16 protein-coding genes, 1 tRNA gene and 1 pseudogene are annotated in these 17,415 nt (G+C 67.5%); 13 read left to right on the plus strand and 5 right to left on the minus strand.

What is annotated here, in order from left to right; translation table 11 throughout:
- Positions 1-6 precede the first annotated feature (6 nt).
- Entirely contained in the window at positions 7-2,163 is a 2,157-nt protein-coding gene (locus tag ABFO07_RS26530) for a filamentous hemagglutinin N-terminal domain-containing protein (protein ID WP_347468857.1), read from the minus strand.
- 214 nt (positions 2,164-2,377) lie between these two features.
- Here ABFO07_RS26530 and ABFO07_RS26535 point away from each other — a divergent pair, with 214 nt between their 5' ends.
- The 4 genes from ABFO07_RS26535 to rpsU all read left to right on the plus strand — a co-directional run bounded on the left by ABFO07_RS26535 (position 2,378) and on the right by rpsU (position 3,928).
- A complete protein-coding gene (locus ABFO07_RS26535; RefSeq protein ID WP_059985778.1) occupies positions 2,378-2,884 on the plus strand; it encodes a hypothetical protein in 507 nt (168 codons plus the stop codon).
- A 273-nt stretch (positions 2,885-3,157) separates the two neighbouring features.
- Positions 3,158-3,433, plus strand: coding sequence for a hypothetical protein (locus ABFO07_RS26540; protein ID WP_059563375.1), 276 nt, complete (start codon positions 3,158-3,160; stop codon positions 3,431-3,433).
- A 49-nt stretch (positions 3,434-3,482) separates the two neighbouring features.
- Positions 3,483-3,719, plus strand: a complete 237-nt coding sequence (locus ABFO07_RS26545; protein WP_059563333.1) for a hypothetical protein — start codon at positions 3,483-3,485, stop codon at positions 3,717-3,719.
- Complete coding sequence (gene rpsU / locus ABFO07_RS26550) at positions 3,716-3,928, plus strand: 30S ribosomal protein S21 (protein ID WP_059563334.1); 213 nt, start codon at positions 3,716-3,718, stop codon at positions 3,926-3,928. The genes ABFO07_RS26545 and rpsU overlap by 4 nt, the downstream gene beginning before the upstream one ends.
- A gap of 68 nt (positions 3,929-3,996) precedes the next feature.
- On the opposite strand, the gene ABFO07_RS26555 is transcribed toward rpsU, so the two are convergent.
- Together ABFO07_RS26555 and ABFO07_RS26560 are read right to left on the minus strand one after the other, a co-directional pair.
- Positions 3,997-5,307 (minus strand): MFS transporter, encoded by a 1,311-nt coding sequence (locus ABFO07_RS26555; RefSeq protein WP_059563335.1) that lies wholly within the window; start codon positions 5,305-5,307, stop codon positions 3,997-3,999.
- Between the two features lie 126 nt (positions 5,308-5,433).
- Entirely contained in the window at positions 5,434-6,516 is a 1,083-nt protein-coding gene (locus tag ABFO07_RS26560) for a tartrate dehydrogenase (protein WP_059563336.1), read from the minus strand.
- A gap of 108 nt (positions 6,517-6,624) precedes the next feature.
- Between ABFO07_RS26560 and ABFO07_RS26565 the strand changes: the two genes are divergently transcribed.
- The 4 genes from ABFO07_RS26565 to ABFO07_RS26580 all read left to right on the plus strand — a co-directional run bounded on the left by ABFO07_RS26565 (position 6,625) and on the right by ABFO07_RS26580 (position 10,427).
- Positions 6,625-7,545: a LysR substrate-binding domain-containing protein gene (locus ABFO07_RS26565; RefSeq protein WP_059563337.1), complete on the plus strand. Its 921-nt coding sequence runs from the start codon at positions 6,625-6,627 to the stop codon at positions 7,543-7,545.
- Between the two features lie 89 nt (positions 7,546-7,634).
- Complete coding sequence (locus tag ABFO07_RS26570) at positions 7,635-8,261, plus strand: LysE family translocator (RefSeq protein WP_059892380.1); 627 nt, start codon at positions 7,635-7,637, stop codon at positions 8,259-8,261.
- The gene (locus ABFO07_RS26575) at positions 8,258-9,007 is read left to right on the plus strand and encodes a class I SAM-dependent methyltransferase (protein ID WP_347468860.1); all 750 of its coding nucleotides are present in this window, start codon (positions 8,258-8,260) and stop codon (positions 9,005-9,007) included. The genes ABFO07_RS26570 and ABFO07_RS26575 overlap by 4 nt, the downstream gene beginning before the upstream one ends.
- Positions 9,008-9,203: 196 nt before the next feature.
- A complete protein-coding gene (locus ABFO07_RS26580) occupies positions 9,204-10,427 on the plus strand; it encodes an IscS subfamily cysteine desulfurase (RefSeq protein ID WP_059884463.1) in 1,224 nt (407 codons plus the stop codon).
- A gap of 9 nt (positions 10,428-10,436) precedes the next feature.
- Here ABFO07_RS26580 and ABFO07_RS26585 read toward each other — a convergent pair.
- Positions 10,437-10,622 (minus strand): annotated as a pseudogene (locus tag ABFO07_RS26585) (MarR family transcriptional regulator); the annotation flags it as partial.
- Positions 10,623-10,631: 9 nt separating this feature from the next.
- On the opposite strand from ABFO07_RS26585, the gene ABFO07_RS26590 reads away from it, so the two are divergent.
- Entirely contained in the window at positions 10,632-11,222 is a 591-nt protein-coding gene (locus tag ABFO07_RS26590) for a nuclear transport factor 2 family protein (RefSeq protein ID WP_347468862.1), read from the plus strand.
- A 13-nt stretch (positions 11,223-11,235) separates the two neighbouring features.
- Here the strand turns inward: ABFO07_RS26590 and rtcR are convergent, their stop codons facing one another.
- Positions 11,236-12,846, minus strand: a complete 1,611-nt coding sequence (gene rtcR, locus ABFO07_RS26595) for an RNA repair transcriptional activator RtcR (protein WP_059963522.1) — start codon at positions 12,844-12,846, stop codon at positions 11,236-11,238.
- Between the two features lie 342 nt (positions 12,847-13,188).
- Between rtcR and ABFO07_RS26600 the strand changes: the two genes are divergently transcribed.
- The 4 genes from ABFO07_RS26600 (at position 13,189) to ABFO07_RS26615 (ending at position 17,263) form a co-directional block, all read left to right on the plus strand.
- Positions 13,189-13,261: transfer RNA gene (locus ABFO07_RS26600), tRNA-OTHER, on the plus strand.
- A 732-nt stretch (positions 13,262-13,993) separates the two neighbouring features.
- Entirely contained in the window at positions 13,994-15,115 is a 1,122-nt protein-coding gene (locus ABFO07_RS26605) for a slipin family protein (RefSeq protein ID WP_347469693.1), read from the plus strand.
- A gap of 57 nt (positions 15,116-15,172) precedes the next feature.
- Complete coding sequence (locus tag ABFO07_RS26610; protein WP_060352254.1) at positions 15,173-16,396, plus strand: RtcB family protein; 1,224 nt, start codon at positions 15,173-15,175, stop codon at positions 16,394-16,396.
- A 51-nt stretch (positions 16,397-16,447) separates the two neighbouring features.
- On the plus strand, positions 16,448-17,263 hold the full coding sequence (locus ABFO07_RS26615; RefSeq protein WP_347468864.1) for a nucleotidyltransferase domain-containing protein: 816 nt from the start codon (positions 16,448-16,450) through the stop codon (positions 17,261-17,263).
- Positions 17,264-17,415 lie beyond the last annotated feature (152 nt).

Here is a 17,415-nt window from a genome sequence, read left to right on the forward strand (position 1 = left end):
GGGCCGTCACAGGCCGAACCAAGACACGAGCCCCAGATGATTGCCGTTGCCGATCGTCATCGGTTCGCGACGCGGCGGACGAATCGTCACCACGCCGCCCGCCGCCGACACGCCGCCGGGCGCGTTGAACGCGCCGCCCTCGATGTCGGCCTCGCCGGTCAGGCGCACCTTGCCGGACCCGCCGGTGAAGATGCCGCCCGTATCGGCCGCGTAGATCGCCGCCCAGCGATTGCCGAACCACGCCTTCAGGTCGTGGTCGCGGTTGATCGCCGTGTAGCCCGCCACGCCCTGCGCGAGCGTCTTCGGCGCATCGAGCGTCAGGTTGCCGAGCGCGAGCACCGTCCCGCCCGTATTGGTGATCTGCGTGCCGGCCTTCAGCGTGATGTCGGTGTTGGCCTCGATCACGCCGCCGAACGCCCGCACGTTCGACGACGCGCTCGCACGGCAGAACACGAAGCACGTGCGCCGGTACGACGCCTGCCCCGTGAAGACGGCCTGCGTCAGCAGCCGGTCGCGCGCGGCGATGTCGATCGCGCCGCCGTTCGACAGGATCGAGCCGCCGATGTTGGTCACGTTCGCGGCGCGGATCGTCACGCTGCCCGCATCCGCGGTGATGTACGCGAGCTTCGACGCATCCGCGAGCGCGCCGTAATCGACGGTGAAGCCGTCGCTGCGATGCTGCAGGAACAGGAAGCGCCCGCCGCGCTCGGAGAATCCGATCACCGCGCCGTTCTGCTCGCCGGTGCTGTGGTCGACGACGTTGTTCACGTCGCCGCCGGCGACGACGGACACGTTCCGGTTCGACAGGATCCGCGCATTTTGGTTGACGATGTCCGCGCCCGCGGTCAACGACACGTCGCCCTGCACGCCGAACAGGATGCCGAGCGCCGTCTGCGGCAGCGACTGGTTCAGGATGCGGCCGGCCGCGTTCAGCGTCACGGCGCCGGCCGAATCGGCATCCGCGGCGTTCGCGGCCTGCCCCTGCACGAGCGAGCCGACGTTCGCGATGTCCGCGCTGCTCTTCAGTACGACGCCGCTCTGCGACGACGCGATGGTCGAGCGCGCCTGCGCTGCGTCGGGCGCGAGCGCGATCCCGGCGCCGTTCAACTTCACGCCGCCGGACGCGAGCAGACTGCTGCCGGCGAACGTGATCGCGCCGGCCGACGCGACGCTCGCGCTGCCGTTGTCGACCTTGATTTGCGTGTCCGACAGCGCGATGCCGCCCTGCGCGGTCACGCTGAAGTCGCGCGCGACGTCGATCTTCGTGTTCGACAGCTCGACGCTGCCGTTCGACGTCAGCGTGAAATCGCCGAGCGATGCGTTCAGCGGGCCGGCGCTGCGCACGCCGGGGCCGCGGTCCGTGACGATCAGCTGCACGCGCCCGCTCGTCAGGCTGCCGGCGGCCGTGATGTCGATCGCGTACGACGATGCCGTGTCGGGGTTCATCGTCGCTTTGCGAGAAAGCCAGTCGTTCGCGTTGTCGTCCGGCGATAGCCCGGTGTTCAGCTCGACACTGCTGCGGCCGGCGAGCAGTCGCACGCCGGCTGTCGGCGACGAGAACGTGTTGTGCACCGGCCCGTCGATGCGAATGTTCTTCGCGATCAGGTCGAGCCCGATCAGCGCGCCCGCGAGGCCGCCGGGGCCGACGACGATCGTGCCGGTCGCGGTGTCGAGCAGCACGTTGCGCTGGTACAGCCCGGGCGCGATCTGCAGGTCGTGGAAACTCACGTTGCCGGTGGACAGCGCGACGTGCCCGGTATTGACGAACGACCCGCCGTTGACCGTGATGCCGTTCGGATTGGCGAGCACGACGTTCGCGCGCGCCCCCGCAACGTCGATCTGGCCTTCGATCAGGCTCGGGTTCGTGCTCGTCACCTGGTTGACGATCGTGCGCGCATTGATGCCGACGTTGTTCAGCGTCGCGCCGGCCGTCGTCACGTTGAACGACGAATAGGTGTTGCTCGACACGCCGCCCATGGCCGGCGCCAGATCGACGAGCTGCCGGCCGTTCGGCCCGATCGACACATGCGTGGACGTGCCGCCGTCCGGCACGATGCCGGCGGCCGACGCTGCGCGCGGCAGCGCACCTGCCGCGGCCAGGCAAAAAAAGATCACGCGCAGGCCCCCGGTGCCCGCGCGCCGTATCGAGTTTCGGCGTGCCATTCTTGGTCATCCGCACGGCTTGGCCAGCCGTGCGGTCCTCGGTTGTTTGGTCGTGTGGTTTTCTGTCTGTATTGCTTTTTAAGCTTCTGCTGAACGCTAACGGCGGCTGCCGGGCTTTCTTTAGAGAGACGGAGGGAAAAATTTCCTTTCCCAACCCTTACGGTTAAAATTACCGCCCCATCACACCCGCATTCAGCCCATTCCGCGCGCGACCATGCCCCCACTCACCGTCATCCACCTCAACGGCCCGATCAACAGCGGCAAATCGACGATCGGCGCCGCGCTCGCGCGCACGCTGCCCGACGCACGCTTCATCGACGGCGACGATCACGACGCGCCCGAAGACGCCCCGTTCGACGTGCAATGGGCGATCGCGCTGGAGCGCCTCGTTCGCTGCATCGCCGACGAGCGCAAACGTTTTCTGGTCGTTGCCTATCCGATCGGCGAAATGGAATACGAGCGGCTGCGCGCGGCATGCGATGCGCGTTCGGCGCGTCTGTTCATCGTGACGCTGGCGCCGCCGGAAGCGGTCGCGCGGTCCGACCGTGGCGAGCGCGTGCTGACGGATTGGGAGCGGGAAAGAATCGCGCAGATGTATCGCGAAGGCTATGCATCGCGGGATTTCAGCGATTGTCTCGTCGATACGTCGCGGTTGCCGGTGGACGCATGTGCGGCGGAGATCGCCCGTTTCGTGGAATCGCATTTGCGTGCCACCGGTTGAAGCGGCCTGCGTCCGGGGGGCCGCATCGCCTGCGCCCGCGTGCTCGACAAAATGAGCGGTGGACTTCCGCCGATATGCGGGTATGATGGGCCGTATCAGCGTGGCTGCTTCTCCTCCCGCCTGCCCACCTGACTGCTCGTCGCATGGCACTCGCTAGCCACGCGCCACGCCCTCCTACTTCATTCCCCCGGCCTTATCGATCTCCCCCGCGACTGGCGTGCGCAGGAAAGATTGTCTTCGCGCGGCGATCCCGTGGATCGCGAGGAGTTCGTCATGAGCATGCATGCATATCGCGGGTTCGAGATCTACCCGCTGATCTACCCCCATTCCCCGACCACGCTGGCGGCCGGGCACGATTACGACGACGGCTTCGACGCCGCGGTGAAAATCTGCCTTCGCGGCACGGATTCCACGCTGACGCGCAGCCTGACGTTCCGCGTGGCGGATGCCGCCCCATTCTCCTGCTCAGGCGCCGCGCGCAGGGCATCGATCCGCTATGCGGAGAATCTCATCGACACGAACGACGGCGAACGCTGGACCCTTGCGTGACACGTCGCAATCCGCACTGCGCCAGGGCCATGAACGAGGTAACCAGAATATGACCGTCGATGAAATTCTTGCGTTGATCCAGCGCCACGAAGTCAAGCACGTCGCTGCCTCCCTCTCGGACGAGATCGCTCGCCAACAACCCGAGTTCCAGATCTTCGCGGCTGTTCGCGCGCTGCTTCTCGATACGGGTTGCGCCGAATTCGAAGCCATTACGAAGGCCGAAGCGGTGATGGAAAAGCTTCGTTATCCATCCCATCCATCCAACCTCCAACCGAATCACGCATGACGACAATTCTTCCCAAGCTCAACGAACCACTCGAAGTCACGCTGCGACGATTTCGCCGGGAGATCGAAAGAACCGGCCTGATCAAGGAACTGCGCAGCCGCACCAGCTATGAAAAGCCGACGGCCGAGCGCAAGCGAAAGAAGGCCAGCGCCGTGGCCAGGCAACGCAAACTGACGAAGCGCCTGCTGCCGCCGCGCAAGATGTACTAAGCGCGGCGACGGAACATCGGCACCCGGCGGGTCGCGACGATGCGCTCACGGCGATCGCCGCAATCCGTTCAATGATGGTGCCGCACCCCCGACACGATCGCCTGCTGCGACGCCTTCCGGCTCAGCAGCAGCGTGACCACCGCCGACACCGCGAGCGTCCCCGCGACCACGTACAGCCCGGCCGCATAGCCGCCCGTCACGTTCTTCAGCCAGCCGATCGCGAACGGCCCGACGAACCCGCCGAGGTTGCCGATCGAATTGATCATCGCGATCCCGGCGGCGGCGCCGGCGCCCGACAGGAACATGCTCGGCATCGCCCACAGCGGCGCCTTCGCCGCGCTGATGCCGATGTTGACGACCACCAGCGCCAGCACCGTCAGCAGCGCGGTGCTCGCCTGCCCCGCGAACACGAAGCCCACGCAGGCCAGCACGCACGGAATCACGACGTGCCACGTGCGCTCGTCCGTGCGGTCCGAATGCCGCGCCCACAGGATCATCGCAGCGACGGCCGCGATGCTCGGAATGCCGGTGAGCAGGCCCGTCTGCAGCGCGCTGAAGCCGAACTGCTTGACCATCAGCGGCGCCCACAGCCCGAGCGTATACAGCCCCGCCGACGTGCCGAAGTAGATCAGCGCAAGCGCGAGCACGCGCGGGTCGCGCAGCGCCTGCCATGCGCCGGCCGTATGCCCCGCGTGCGTGTGGCGCGCGTCGGCTTCGGCCTTCAGCTTCGCGATCAGCCAGTCGCGCTCGTCCGGCGCGAGCCACGCCGCCTGCGACGGCGCATCGGTCATCCGCTTCAGCACCACGAAGCCGAGCACGATCGCCGGCAGCGCCTCGATGATGTACAGCATCTGCCAGTCCGCAAGCCCGAACATCGGCGGCAACTGCATGATCGCGCCCGACAGCGGCGAACCGATCGCGGTCGAGATCGGCGCGGCCGCCATGAACCACGCGGCGGCCACCGCGCGCTGCTTCGCCGGAAACCACAGGCTCAGGTACAGGATGATGCCGGGAAAGAAGCCCGCCTCGGCCACGCCGAGCAGGAAGCGCAGCACGTAGAAGCTGGTCGGGCCCGCCGCGAACGCGGACACGGCCGACACGAGGCCCCACGTGATCATCACGCGCGCGATCCAGATGCGCGCGCCGACGCGGTGCAGGATCAGGTTGGACGGCACCTCGAACAGGAAGTAGCCGATGAAGAACAGCCCGCCGCCGAACCCGAACGCGGTCGGCGACAGGCCGATCGCCTTGTTCATCGTCATCGCGGCGAAACCGACGTTGACCCGGTCGAGGAAGCTGATGAAATAAAGCAGCATCACGAACGGAATGATGCGCCACATCAGCTTGTGGGCGACGCGGGATTCCAGGTTGGCTTGCATGTGTCTCCTCCTTCGAGGTCGAGCCGTGCTCTGTAGGGTGAAGCCGTTCGGCGCCCGCCGATGGCGCAGGCGCCGCTGCCCGGCTCGCGTCGCATGCGCGAGTCGCGGGCGGAAGATCGCCGGCGCTTACGCCGCGACCTCGACTTTCTCGATGCGTTCGCAGACGGCCGCCGTCACCTGCGCGGTGGTCGCACGGCCGCCGAGATCGCCGGTGTGCAGCAGCGGATCGGCGGTCACGGCTTCGATCGCGTGCATCACGCGCGCGGCGCTGTCCGCTTCGCCGAGATGCTCGAGCAGCATCACGACCGACCAGAACGTGCCGATCGGATTCGCGAGCCCCTTGCCCATGATGTCGAACGCGGAGCCGTGGATCGGCTCGAACATCGACGGATAGCGGCGCTCGGGATCGATGTTGCCGGTCGGCGCGATGCCGAGGCTGCCCGCGAGCGCGGCGGCGAGATCGCTCAGGATGTCCGCGTGCAGGTTGGTCGCGACGATCGTGTCGAGCGTCGCCGGGCGGTTGACCATCCGCGCGGTGGCCGCGTCGACGAGTTCCTTGTCCCATGCCACGTCGGGAAATTCCTGCGCGACCTGCTTCGCGATCTCGTCCCACATCACCATCGCGTGGCGCTGCGCATTGCTCTTCGTGATCACCGTCAGCAGCTTGCGCGGCCGCGATTGCGCGAGCCGGAACGCGAAACGCATGATGCGTTCGACGCCCGCGCGCGTGAGGATCGACACGTCGGTCGCGGCCTCGATCGGGTGCCCCTGGTGCACGCGGCCGCCGACGCCCGAATACTCGCCTTCCGAGTTCTCGCGCACGATCACCCAGTTCAGGTCTTCCGGCTGGCAGCGCTTCAGCGGCGCGTCGATGCCGGGCAGGATGCGCGTCGGGCGCACGTTCGCGTACTGGTCGAGCCCCTGGCAGATCTTCAGGCGCAGGCCCCACAGCGTCACGTGGTCGGGCACGCCGGGGTCGCCCGCCGAGCCGAACAGGATCGCGTCCTTGCCGCGCAGCGCGTCGAGCCCGTCGGCGGGCATCATCACGCCGTGCGCGCGGTAATAGTCAGCACCCCAATCGAAATTCTCGAACTCGAACGCGAAGCGCCGGCTACCGCGCGCGAGCGCCTCCAGCACCTGCTTGCCGGCCGGCACCACCTCCTTGCCGATGCCGTCGCCGGGAATCGTTGCGATACGGTACGTCTTCATGTCTCCGTCCTCTGTTGATCGTGATCGTGAACGCACTGTACTCAACTTGAAGCGCAGCAACCGGTGCTACACTCAAAGCATCTTTAACCTGAATTCACAAGTGACGCGATGGCGGACGCCGTCCAGCCGGCCGATCTCGGCTTCTTTTCCACGCTTGCCGCGTCGGGCAGCCTGAGCGCCGCCGCACGCGAGCTCGGCCTCACCGCGGCGGCCGTCAGCAAGCGGCTCACGCTGATGGAGCAGCGCGCAGGCGTCACGCTCGTGAACCGCACGACGCGGCGGATGATGCTGACGCCCGAAGGCGAGGTCTACCTGGAATACGCGCGCCGAATCCTCGACCAGATGGACGAGCTCGGCGAACTGCTCGGCAGCGCGAAGCAAAACCCGAAGGGGCTGCTGCGCGTGAACGCAACGCTTGGCTTCGGGCGCAGCCATGTCGGGCCGGCGATCTCGCGCTTCGTCGCGCGCTATCCGGCAGTCGCGGTGCAATTGCAGTTGTCGGTGATGCCGCCGCCGCTCACCGACGACGCATTCGACGTCTGCATCCGTTTCGGCGAGCCGCCCGACACCCGCGTGGTCGCGCGGCGGCTCGCGCCGAACCGCCGGCTGTTGTGCGCGGCGCCCGCGTACCTCGCGAAGCACGGCGTGCCCGCCACGCCGCACGATCTCGCGAAACACAACTGCATCGGCATCCGCCAGGGCGACGAAAGCTATGGCGTGTGGCGGCTGACGAGCGGCCGCGGCGCGGCGCGCAAGACCGACGCGGTGCGGATCAACGGCAACCTGACCACCAACGATGGCGAGATCGCCGTCAAATGGGCGCTGGACGGGCACGGAATCCTGATGCGCGCCGAATGGGACATCAACGAATATCTGGCCGACGGCCGCCTCGTCGTCGTGCTGCCCGATCACGAGACGCCGAGCGCGGACATCTACGCGGTGTACGCGCAGCGCCACCAGATGTCCGCGCGGATTCGTGCGTTCGTCGAGTTCCTGGCGGCGGAGCTGGGGCGCTCGCAGAAGGCGTAATTGCCGGCAGCGGCACCGCCGGCAACGCGGCGGCGAACGGACTACAATGCCCCGATCCCTCGCCCCGTCGCATTGCCACCGGAGCCGCCATGTTCGACCTGACCACGCTGACCACCTTCGTCGCCGTCGTGCTCGGCCTGTTCCTGATTCCCGGCCCGGCCGTGCTGCTCGTGCTGAGCCGCACCGTGCAGGCCGGGCGCAAGACCGGCATCCTGACCGGCCTCGGCGTCGCGAGCGGCGATTTCGTCCATACGCTGTTCGCGGCCGTCGGGCTGTCCGCGCTGCTGATGACGTCGGCGCTCGCGTTCAACGTCGTCAAGCTGGCCGGCGCCGCGTACCTGATCTACCTCGGCGTGCGCGCGCTGCTCGAGAAGCCCTCCGATCCGTCGCTGCCGAAGATGTCGCCCGTCACGCCGTTCAATGCGTATCTGCAGGCGATCCCCGCCGAAGTGCTGAACCCGAAGACCGCGCTGTTCTTCCTCGCGTTCATGCCGCAGTTCGTGCACCCGGAGCGCGGCTCGACGTTCGTGCAGTTCGCGGTGCTCGGGCTGATCTTCGTCGCGCTCAGCTCGCTCTACACGACGCTGATCGCATGCTCGGTCCGCCCGCTCGGCCGGCTCGTGAAGCGGCTCACGTGGCTCACGCGCTGGCAGGGCAAGATCATCGGCACGATCTTCATCTCGCTCGGACTGAAGGTCGCCGCGCAGCAGCGATGAGGTCGACCGGCGACACGCTCTACACCGATTCGCGCCTCGTCGCGATCTACGACCTGCTGAACGCGGGCGATCACGACTTCGCGTTCTACGCGTCGCGCATCGGCACTGCGCGCCAGCGCATCCTCGATCTCGGCTGCGGCACCGGCACGTTCGCGCGGCGGCTCGCGGCCGCGGGCCATCAGGTGGTCGCAATCGATCCCGCGCACGCCATGCTCGACTACGCGCGCCGCCAGCCCGGCGCGGACGCCGTGCAGTGGCTCGGCGGCGACAGCACGCATGCGGCGGCGCTGCCGCCGTTCGATGTCGTCGTGATGACGGGGCATGCGTTCCAGTGCCTGCTGACCGACGACGCCATCGACGCCACGTTACGCGACGTGCGCGGCGCGCTGACCGAGCACGGCCGCTTCCTGTTCGAAACGCGCAATCCGAAGATCGAACCGTGGCGCACGTGGACGCCCGAACGCACCGCGCGCACCGTGCACTCGCCCGTGTCCGGCGCGGTGGACGTGCATCACGATGCGTGCCGCGCCGACGGGCAGATCGTCTCATTCGACACGCACTATCGCTTCGCGCGCGACGGCGCGCTGCTGAAAAATGCGAGCCGGCTGCGCTTCATTGCGCAGTCCGCATTGCACGAGCGGCTCCGCGCAGCCGGGTTCGCCGACATCGACTGGTTCGGCGACTGGCGCGGCGCGCCGTTCGACGCCGCATCCAGCGCGGAGATCATCGCGATCTGCCGCGCGTGACGCACGCGCGCTTGTCGTCACATGGTTCTCCCCCTCTCGCAAACATCAGTCCCGGGTTCAAAGCGCTGTTTGAAAGCGCCCCTACTCGCGGGATGGATGTTGCGCGCGCGGGTGAAGGCTGCACTTACACTTCGGCTTCCGCATCCCGGTGCCTGCCGCCCGACGCGCACGGCACTGTCACAAGGAGCCACGCCCCATGCATGACAAGCAGACGAAGCGTCCGATCTACATGGACTACAGCGCGACGACGCCGGTCGATCCACGCGTGGTCGACAAGATGGTGCCGTTCCTGCACGAGCAGTTCGGCAACCCCGCGTCGCGCAGCCACAGCTACGGCTGGGAGACGGAGCAGGCGGTCGAGGAAGCGCGCGCGCACGTTGCCGCGCTGATCGGCGCCGATCCGCGCGAGATCGTGTGGACGTCGGGCGCGACCGAAGGCGACAACCTCGCGATCAAGGGCGCGGCGAACTTCTACAAGGGCCGGGGCAAGCACATCATCACGGTGAAGACCGAGCACAAGGCCGTGCTCGACACCTGCCGCGACCTCGAGCGGCAAGGCTTCGACGTGACGTATCTGGACGTGCAGGAAAACGGCCTGGTCGATCTCGACGTGTTCAAGGCCGCGCTACGCGCGGACACGATCCTCGTGTCGGTGATGTTCGCGAACAACGAGATCGGCGTCGTGCAGCCGGTCGCCGAGATCGGCGCGCTGTGCCGCGCACGCGGCATCGTGTTTCATTGCGACGCGGTGCAGGCGATCGGCAAGATCCCGGTCGACGTGAATGCGCTGAATGCGGACCTGCTGACGATGACCGCGCACAAGGTCTACGGCCCGAAAGGCATCGGCGCGCTGTACGTGCGGCGCAAGCCGCGCGTGCGCATCGAGGCGCAGATGCACGGCGGCGGCCACGAGCGCGGCATGCGTTCGGGCACGCTGCCGACGCATCAGATCGTCGGGATGGGCGAGGCGTTCCGGCTCGCGAAGCGGGAAATGATGGAGGAGAGCCGCCGGGTCCGCGTGCTGCGCGACCGGCTGCTGGCCGGCCTGTCGGAACTCGACGAAGCATACGTGAACGGCGACATGGCGCAGCGCATTCCGCACAACCTGAACATCAGCTTCAACTTCGTCGAAGGCGAATCGCTGATCATGGGGATCAAGGGCGTGGCTGTGTCGTCAGGCTCCGCATGCACGTCGGCGTCGCTGGAGCCGTCGTACGTGCTGCGTGCGCTCGGCCGCAACGACGAACTCGCGCACAGCTCGATCCGCTTCACGCTCGGCCGCTTCACGACCGAGGCGGAAGTCGACGACGTGATTGCGCAGGTGCGCGACACCGTCGTCAGGCTGCGCGAGCTGAGCCCGCTGTGGGACATGCATCTCGACGGCGTCGACATGAACGCGATCGAGTGGGCGGCGCACTGAACGCGTACGTCAGCTTTTGTCCTGACGGGCGATCATGTGCGCGAGATCGAGCGTCGCGCGGTCGCCGTTGGCGATGGTTTCGATCGTGACGAACACGCCGCTCAGGTGCAGGTGATCCGCGAGGCGGCTGACAGTGATGACGTCGTCGCGGGACAGATGCGCGACCGACACGAGCAGCGAGTACTGGATGCCGGAGGAATGCCCATGTTTTCATCGCCCGATCGGGCCACCGTCCGCGCGCTGCTCGAAGGCTATCTGCGCGCCAAGGACCTGAACCGCCCCGAACTCATCGCGGCCTGCTTCGCCGCCGATGCCGAACTGAGCTTCTCGCTCGCCAGCAACGACATCGATTTTCCGGCGCGCGCCGACGGCGCGCCGGCGATCGCGAAAACGCTCGTCGGCGATTTCGGCGAGCGTTTCGAGCGGTGCCGCACCCATTACGTGTGCGTCGAACCGCACGTGAATGGCGACGGCGCGTGCGAGATGCCTTGGCTCGTCGTGATGCGGCAGAAGGACAGCGGCGCGCTGCGGATCGGCAACGGCACGTATCGCTGGCAGTTCGCGCGCGAACACGACGGCGCGGAGCGGATCGCGCGGCTGCACATTCACATCGTGCGGATGGATACGATCGACGATCCGCGCGCCGACAGGCTCGATGCGCTGCACGGCGCGCTCGGCTATCCGTGGCTGCCGCCGCATGCGCTCGCGCGCGGGCTCGGCGACGTCGCCGCCGCCCATCCTGGCTGGACCTTCGTGCAGCCGTTCCTGCAACCCGCAATGCACGCGGGCGCCTGACGCACGCCGTCGCTCAGCGCAGCGCGTCGAGCGCCTGCCGGACGCCGTCCCAATCCAGCCCGAACCGCGCGAGATACTTGCGCAGCCGGTCCGCGTCGTTCGGCTGCTTCTTGCTCTGCCGCGACACCGCGAACAGCGTGCGCCCGGCCTCTGACAGGCTCGCCGCCACACGACATACGTCGAGCACGCGCTCGAGCTGCACGCGGTCGAACAGGTCGAGTTCCGCCGCGCGCGCGCCGAACACCGCGTCGACGAGATCGTCGGCGCCATCCGTCGCCGACCACGTTTGCGTCAACCGTTCGACCTCCTGATCGGCGATGGCCTCGGTGATGCGCCCCGCATCGGCGAGCGTCGCCATCCGCGTGACCGATGCGGACAGCTCGCGGAAGTTGCCGGCCCACGCCGCGCGCGGCGACGCCGCGAATGCGAGATAGCGCCGCTTCGCCTCGACGTTGAAGCGCACCTGCTCGCCCTGCTCGCGGCCGAAGCGGTCGAGCTCGAAATCGAGGTTCGGCTCGATGTCCTCGCGGCGCGCCGCGAGGCCCGGCAATTCATAGGTCCACAGGTTGATCCGCGCGTACAGGTCTTCGCGGAACGTGCCGGCCGCCACCATCTGCCGCAGGTCGCGGTGCGTGCCGGCGATCAGCTCGAAATCGCTCGCCGTCTCGACGTCCGCGCCGACCGGCAGGAAGCGCTTCTCCTCGATCGCCTTCAGCAGCATCGCCTGCTCGTCGAGCCCCAGTTCGCCGATCTCGTCGAGAAACAGCAGGCCGCCGTCCGCCGCGCGCAGCAGCCCCGCGCGCGCATTCTGCGCGCCGGTGAACGCGCCTTTCACGTGGCCGAACAGCGTGGACATCGCCGCGTCGCCGCGCAGCGTCGCGCAGTTGATCTCGATGAACGGCCCCGCGAGCCGATGCCGGCCGCGCTTCAGCTCGTACACCCGCTTCGCGAGGAACGACTTGCCCGCGCCGGTCGGCCCGACCAGCAGCATCGGCGCGCGCGAGCGCACGGCCACGCGTTCGAGCTGTTCGATCAGCGCGTTGAAGCGCGCATTCCGGGTCGCGATGCCGGCCTTCAGGAACGACACCGTCTCGTCGCGTTCGCGCGTGAAGCGTTGCGCGATCCGGTTGTAGCGCGACAGGTCGAGATCGATCACCGACACCGTGCCGGGCCCGCTCGGCCCCTCGTCGGTCCGCTCCGGCGGCCCGGTCTGCACGAGCCGCGCGGGCAGGTAGCGCGCCTCGGCGAGCAGGAACCAGCAGATCTGCGCGACGTGCGTGCCGGTCGTGATGTGGATCAGGTAATCCTCGCGATCGAGATCGAACGGATACGCGCGCGCATAGTCGTGCAGCGTCGCGTAGACCTCCTCGAAATCCCACGGGTCGTGGATCGTGATGGGCGTGAGCCGCACGTCGGTGTGCGGCGACACGCGCGCAAGATCGTCCTTCAAGCGGTTCGCGAGGCGTGCGTGGCTCGGCGGGTGCAGCAGTTCGAGCCGGTCGATCGGCTGATCCGGCTGCTGGCACAGCGAGACCGTCGGCCGCCACTTTTGCCAGCGGCGGTGTGCGCGGCCGCCCTGGTCGAGCACGGTGCCGAGAAAGCCGATCGCGACAGTCTTGCGCATGTTTATCCATATTTATAAATGACGATCGGATCGTATCAGATTTTCCTGATCCCGCGATCGACGGCGAACCGGCCCGATCCTGTCCACCAAAAAAATTTCCCTTTTCAATTCAATACGTTGCCAAGCACATTCGATCGACATCCGCCCCGCTGGCACGCTCCTCGCTATATAAAAAGCGCCGGATGTCCCGCTGGCCCGCGAGCCAGGGTTCACAAGCCCTGCTGGTGCGCCGCCGCCGAACCTTGACCGGTTCGTCGCGGTCGCGCATGCCGCCATGGACGGACGAAGGCAAACGGGCGCGCTGGATGCGTGAGCCTGGGTTCGAATCCCGGGGCGCCCACCTGTTCGGTAGCTCATTCGGGTAGAGCAGTCGGTGAAAACCGATGTGCAGCGGGTTCGAATCCCGCTCGAACGCTGTCCGCGAGGACAGTCTCGTAGATGAAAAGCAGTACCCGCCGGCGCGGGCCGCAAGGCCCGCCGCGCGTCGGACCGGTCGCGGTTCCGCGCGAACGGCCGGGCGGCCCGACGGCCCGCGCGAACGCGCACGACGACGCCATGCAGTACGCGTCGCCGCGCGCGCCAGTGCGGCGCCCGACGCCCCGCCCGCCCGTTCGCGCCGCACCCCGATCCGTGCGATGCGCGTCCGCCGGCGGACCAAGAAGAAAAGGACAAGAATATGTGGAAGCGTCATGTTGTGAAAAAGAACGAACGCGCGCTGCTGATGAGCGAGGGCGATTTCGTGAAGGTGCTCGAACCGGGTGTGTTCAAGGCTTTCGATCCGTTCAATCGTCTGACGGTGCAGACCGCGCATCTCGACGCGCCGCTCGCCGACGAGGCGCTCGCCGATTACCTGCGCCACGATGCGCAGGACGTGCTCGCGCGCTATTTCATCGCGATGGATCTCGCGGACGACGAGGCAGGCCTGCGCTACGAGAACGACGTGCTCGTCGAGATCCTGCCGCCGGGCACGCGCCGGCTTTACTGGCGCGGCCAGCTCGAGCATCGTCTCGAACGCGTCGATCTTGCGCAGGGCGGCACGCTGCCGGCCGAGCTGGCGAAGCGCCTGACGCAGCCGGCGCTGCGCGCACGCGGCGTCGCGGGGCTTGCGGGCGTGCTGCTGGCCCAGGTGCCGGCCTACCATGTCGGCATGCTGAAGATCGACGGCAAGATCGAGCGCCTGCTGGACGCCGGCCTGTCCGCGTTCTGGCGCTTCAACCGCGACGTGGCCGTCGAGCTCGTCGACCTGCGCCAGCAGGCGCTCGAGGTCGGCGGGAAGGAAAGCCAGGCGCTCGCCGACTACCTGCGCCACGACGCGCAGGACGTGCTGGCGCGCGACTTCGTCGCGATGGATCTGGCCGACGACGAGACGGGCCTGCGCTACGAGGACGACGTGCTCGTCGAGATCGTGCCGCCGGGCACGCGCCGGCTGTACTGGCGCGGCCTGATCGAGCACCGCCTCGAGCGGATCGATCTCGCGCAGGGCGGCACGCTGCCGGCCGAACTGGCGAAGCGCCTGACGCAGCCGGCGCTGCGCGCGCGCGGCGTCTCGGGGCTCGAAGGCGTGCTGCTGGCCCAGGTGCCGGCCTACCATGTCGGCGTGCTGAAGATCGACGGCAAGATCGAGCGCTTGCTGGATGCCGGCCTGTCCGCATTCTGGCGCTTCAATCGCGACGTGACGGTCGAGCTCGTCGACCTGCGACTGCAGGCGCTCGAGGTCGGCGGGCAGGAAATCCTGACGCGCGACAAGGTCGCGCTGCGGCTGAACCTGTCGGCGACCTGGCGCTACGCGGACGTGCTGCGCGCATACGGGCAGTTGCAGAAGCCGGTCGAGCACCTGTACCGCGAGCTGCAGTTCGCGCTGCGCGCCGCCGTCGGCACGCGCACGCTGGACGAGCTGCTCGAGGACAAGCAGGCGATCGACGAGGTCGTGATTGCACAGGTGCTCCCGCGGCTCGCCGATTCGGGGGTCGATGTGCGCAGCGTCGGCGTGAAGGATATCGTGCTGCCGGGCGACATGAAGACGATCCTCGCGCAGGTGGTCGAGGCCGAGAAGGCCGCGCAGGCGAACGTGATCCGCCGCCGCGAGGAAACCGCGGCGACCCGTTCGCTGCTGAACACCGCGAAGGTGATGGAAGAGAACCCGACCGCGCTGCGGCTCAAGGAGCTGGAAACGCTCGAGCGGATCGCGGAACGGATCGACCGCATCTCGGTGTTCGGCGGTCTCGACCAGGTGCTGAACGGGCTGGTCAACATCAAGGCCGCGCAATGAACGCGGCGGCGCGGCGCACGAGCGCCGCGCGAACCATAACGAATGCAGGTGAAGGCAATGAGTGAACTGGATTATCAAGTGATGGAACTGGCGCACGGCAAGCCGGTGAAGATGTGGACCCAAGGCGTCGCCGTCGAGGAAGATGCGCGCGCGCAACTGCGCAACACCGCGCAGATGCCGTTCATCTTCAAGCACGTCGCCGTGATGCCGGACGTGCACCTCGGCAAGGGCTCGACGATCGGCAGCGTGATTCCGACGAAAGGCGCGATCATTCCGGCCGCGGTGGGCGTCGACATCGGCTGCGGGATGATGGCCGCGCGCACGACGCTCGTCGCGTCGGACCTGCCGGATTCGCTGGCCGGGCTGCGCAGCGCGATCGAACGCGCGGTGCCGCACGGCCGCGCGCCGGGCCGGCGCGATCCCGGCGCATGGGGCAACCGTGCGCCGCAGCAGGTCGACGAGATGTGGAAGGTGCTGGCGCCGGGGTTCCGCCGGATCGTCGACAAGTATCCGAAGCTGGAGAAGACCAACCACTACGTGCATCTCGGCACGCTCGGCACCGGCAACCACTTCATCGAAGTGTGCGTCGACGAGAACGACAGCGTGTGGTTCATGCTGCACAGCGGCTCGCGCGGCGTCGGCAACGCGATCGGCAGCCTGTTCATCGAACTCGCGCAGGCCGACATGCGGCAGCACATCGCGAACCTGCCGGATCGCAACCTCGCGTATTTCACCGAGGGCAGCCGGCACTTCGACGACTACGTCGAAGCGGTGGGCTGGGCGCAGGACTACGCGCGACGCAACCGCCAGGTGATGATGGACGCGGTGATCGAGGCGGCGCGCGGCGTGATCGGCAAGCCGTTCGGCATCGACGAGCACGCGGTGAACTGCCACCACAACTACGTGCAGCGGGAGCGCCACTTCGGCGAGGACGTGCTCGTGACCCGCAAGGGTGCGGTGTCCGCGCAGAAGGGGCAGCTCGGGATCATTCCGGGCTCGATGGGCGCGAAGAGCTTCATCGTGCGCGGGCTCGGCAATCCGGAGAGCTTCTGTTCGTGCAGCCACGGCGCGGGGCGCTCGATGAGCCGTACCGAGGCGAAACGCCGCTTCACGGTCGAGGATCAGGTGAAGGCGACGCAAGGCGTCGAATGCCGGAAGGACGCGGGCGTGGTCGACGAGATCCCGATGGCCTACAAGGACATCGACGCGGTGATGGCCGCGCAGCGCAGCCTCGTCGAGGTCGTGCATACGCTGCGGCAGGTGGTGTGCGTGAAGGGATAGCGCGGGGCGCGGCCGAGGGCCGGGCGGCCGCGCGCAATACGAGAGAACAAGATGAAACGAGAAGAAGACATGAAAACCGTGCACAGCGCCCATCCGGTCGACCCGGCCGTGCGCAGGCGCGTGCTCGCGGAACTCGACGATGTCGAACGACGCTACGACGTGAAGGTGCTGTTCGCGTGCGAATCGGGCAGCCGCGGCTGGGGGTTTGCGTCGCCGGACAGCGACTACGACGTGCGCTTCGTCTACGTGCACCGACGCGACTGGTATCTGCGCGTCGAGCCGCAACGCGACGTGATCGAGCGGCCGCTCGACGACGAACTCGACGTCAGCGGCTGGGAACTGCGCAAGGCACTGCAACTGCTGCATCGCTCGAACCCGACGCTGCTCGAATGGCTCGATTCGCCGGTCGTGTATCGCGAGGACGCGCTGCTGGCGTTGCGGCTCAGAGCGCTCGCCAACGCGTTCTTTTCACCGATGCGCGGGCGGCATCATTACCTGTCGATGGCGAAGAAGAACTTTCGCGGGTATCTGCAAGGCGAGACGGTACGCTACAAGAAGTACCTGTATGTGCTGCGGCCGCTGCTCGCGGTGCGCTGGATCGACATGGGGCTCGGGATGCCGCCGATGCGGTTCGCGGATCTCGTGGCGGGCACCGTGCACGAACCGGCGGTGCTCGCGGAGCTCGATGCATTGATCGAGCTGAAGATGCGGGCGGGCGAAGGGGAGTATGGGCCGCGGCGGCCTGCTATCCACACGCTCGTCGAGTCGATGCTCGCCGATGCCGAGCATGATCGCGAATACAAGCGGCCGTGGGGGGATGTCGCCATGCTCGATGCGTTCATGCTGGATGCGCTCGAAGGCCGGTGATGCGTGGGCGGCGCGATGCTTCAGGGCATCGCGCCGCTTTTTTGGTTCATCGCGGATTTCCGTCGAGGTCGCTTACCGACCCGTTGCTGCCGGTCGAGCGGTTGCACCAACGAGGTGCAGGCGTCAGCGCACAACGGTCACTTGTTCCGAAG

The sequence above is a fragment of the Burkholderia stagnalis genome (assembly GCF_039848545.1).
GTDB classification, from domain to species: domain Bacteria; phylum Pseudomonadota; class Gammaproteobacteria; order Burkholderiales; family Burkholderiaceae; genus Burkholderia; species Burkholderia stagnalis.

Coding starts and splice junctions, on each gene's coding strand:
- ABFO07_RS26530 (WP_347468857.1), bottom strand. CDS start 2,163: ATGGCACGCCGAAACTCGATACGGCGCGCGGGCACCGGGGGCCTGCGC.
- ABFO07_RS26535 (WP_059985778.1), top strand. CDS start 2,378: ATGCCCCCACTCACCGTCATCCACCTCAACGGCCCGATCAACAGCGGC.
- ABFO07_RS26540 (WP_059563375.1), top strand. CDS start 3,158: ATGAGCATGCATGCATATCGCGGGTTCGAGATCTACCCGCTGATCTAC.
- ABFO07_RS26545 (WP_059563333.1), top strand. CDS start 3,483: ATGACCGTCGATGAAATTCTTGCGTTGATCCAGCGCCACGAAGTCAAG.
- rpsU (WP_059563334.1), top strand. CDS start 3,716: ATGACGACAATTCTTCCCAAGCTCAACGAACCACTCGAAGTCACGCTG.
- ABFO07_RS26555 (WP_059563335.1), bottom strand. CDS start 5,307: ATGCAAGCCAACCTGGAATCCCGCGTCGCCCACAAGCTGATGTGGCGC.
- ABFO07_RS26560 (WP_059563336.1), bottom strand. CDS start 6,516: ATGAAGACGTACCGTATCGCAACGATTCCCGGCGACGGCATCGGCAAG.
- ABFO07_RS26565 (WP_059563337.1), top strand. CDS start 6,625: ATGGCGGACGCCGTCCAGCCGGCCGATCTCGGCTTCTTTTCCACGCTT.
- ABFO07_RS26570 (WP_059892380.1), top strand. CDS start 7,635: ATGTTCGACCTGACCACGCTGACCACCTTCGTCGCCGTCGTGCTCGGC.
- ABFO07_RS26575 (WP_347468860.1), top strand. CDS start 8,258: ATGAGGTCGACCGGCGACACGCTCTACACCGATTCGCGCCTCGTCGCG.
- ABFO07_RS26580 (WP_059884463.1), top strand. CDS start 9,204: ATGCATGACAAGCAGACGAAGCGTCCGATCTACATGGACTACAGCGCG.
- ABFO07_RS26590 (WP_347468862.1), top strand. CDS start 10,632: ATGTTTTCATCGCCCGATCGGGCCACCGTCCGCGCGCTGCTCGAAGGC.
- rtcR (WP_059963522.1), bottom strand. CDS start 12,846: ATGCGCAAGACTGTCGCGATCGGCTTTCTCGGCACCGTGCTCGACCAG.
- ABFO07_RS26605 (WP_347469693.1), top strand. CDS start 13,994: ATGCTGAAGATCGACGGCAAGATCGAGCGCCTGCTGGACGCCGGCCTG.
- ABFO07_RS26610 (WP_060352254.1), top strand. CDS start 15,173: ATGAGTGAACTGGATTATCAAGTGATGGAACTGGCGCACGGCAAGCCG.
- ABFO07_RS26615 (WP_347468864.1), top strand. CDS start 16,448: ATGAAACGAGAAGAAGACATGAAAACCGTGCACAGCGCCCATCCGGTC.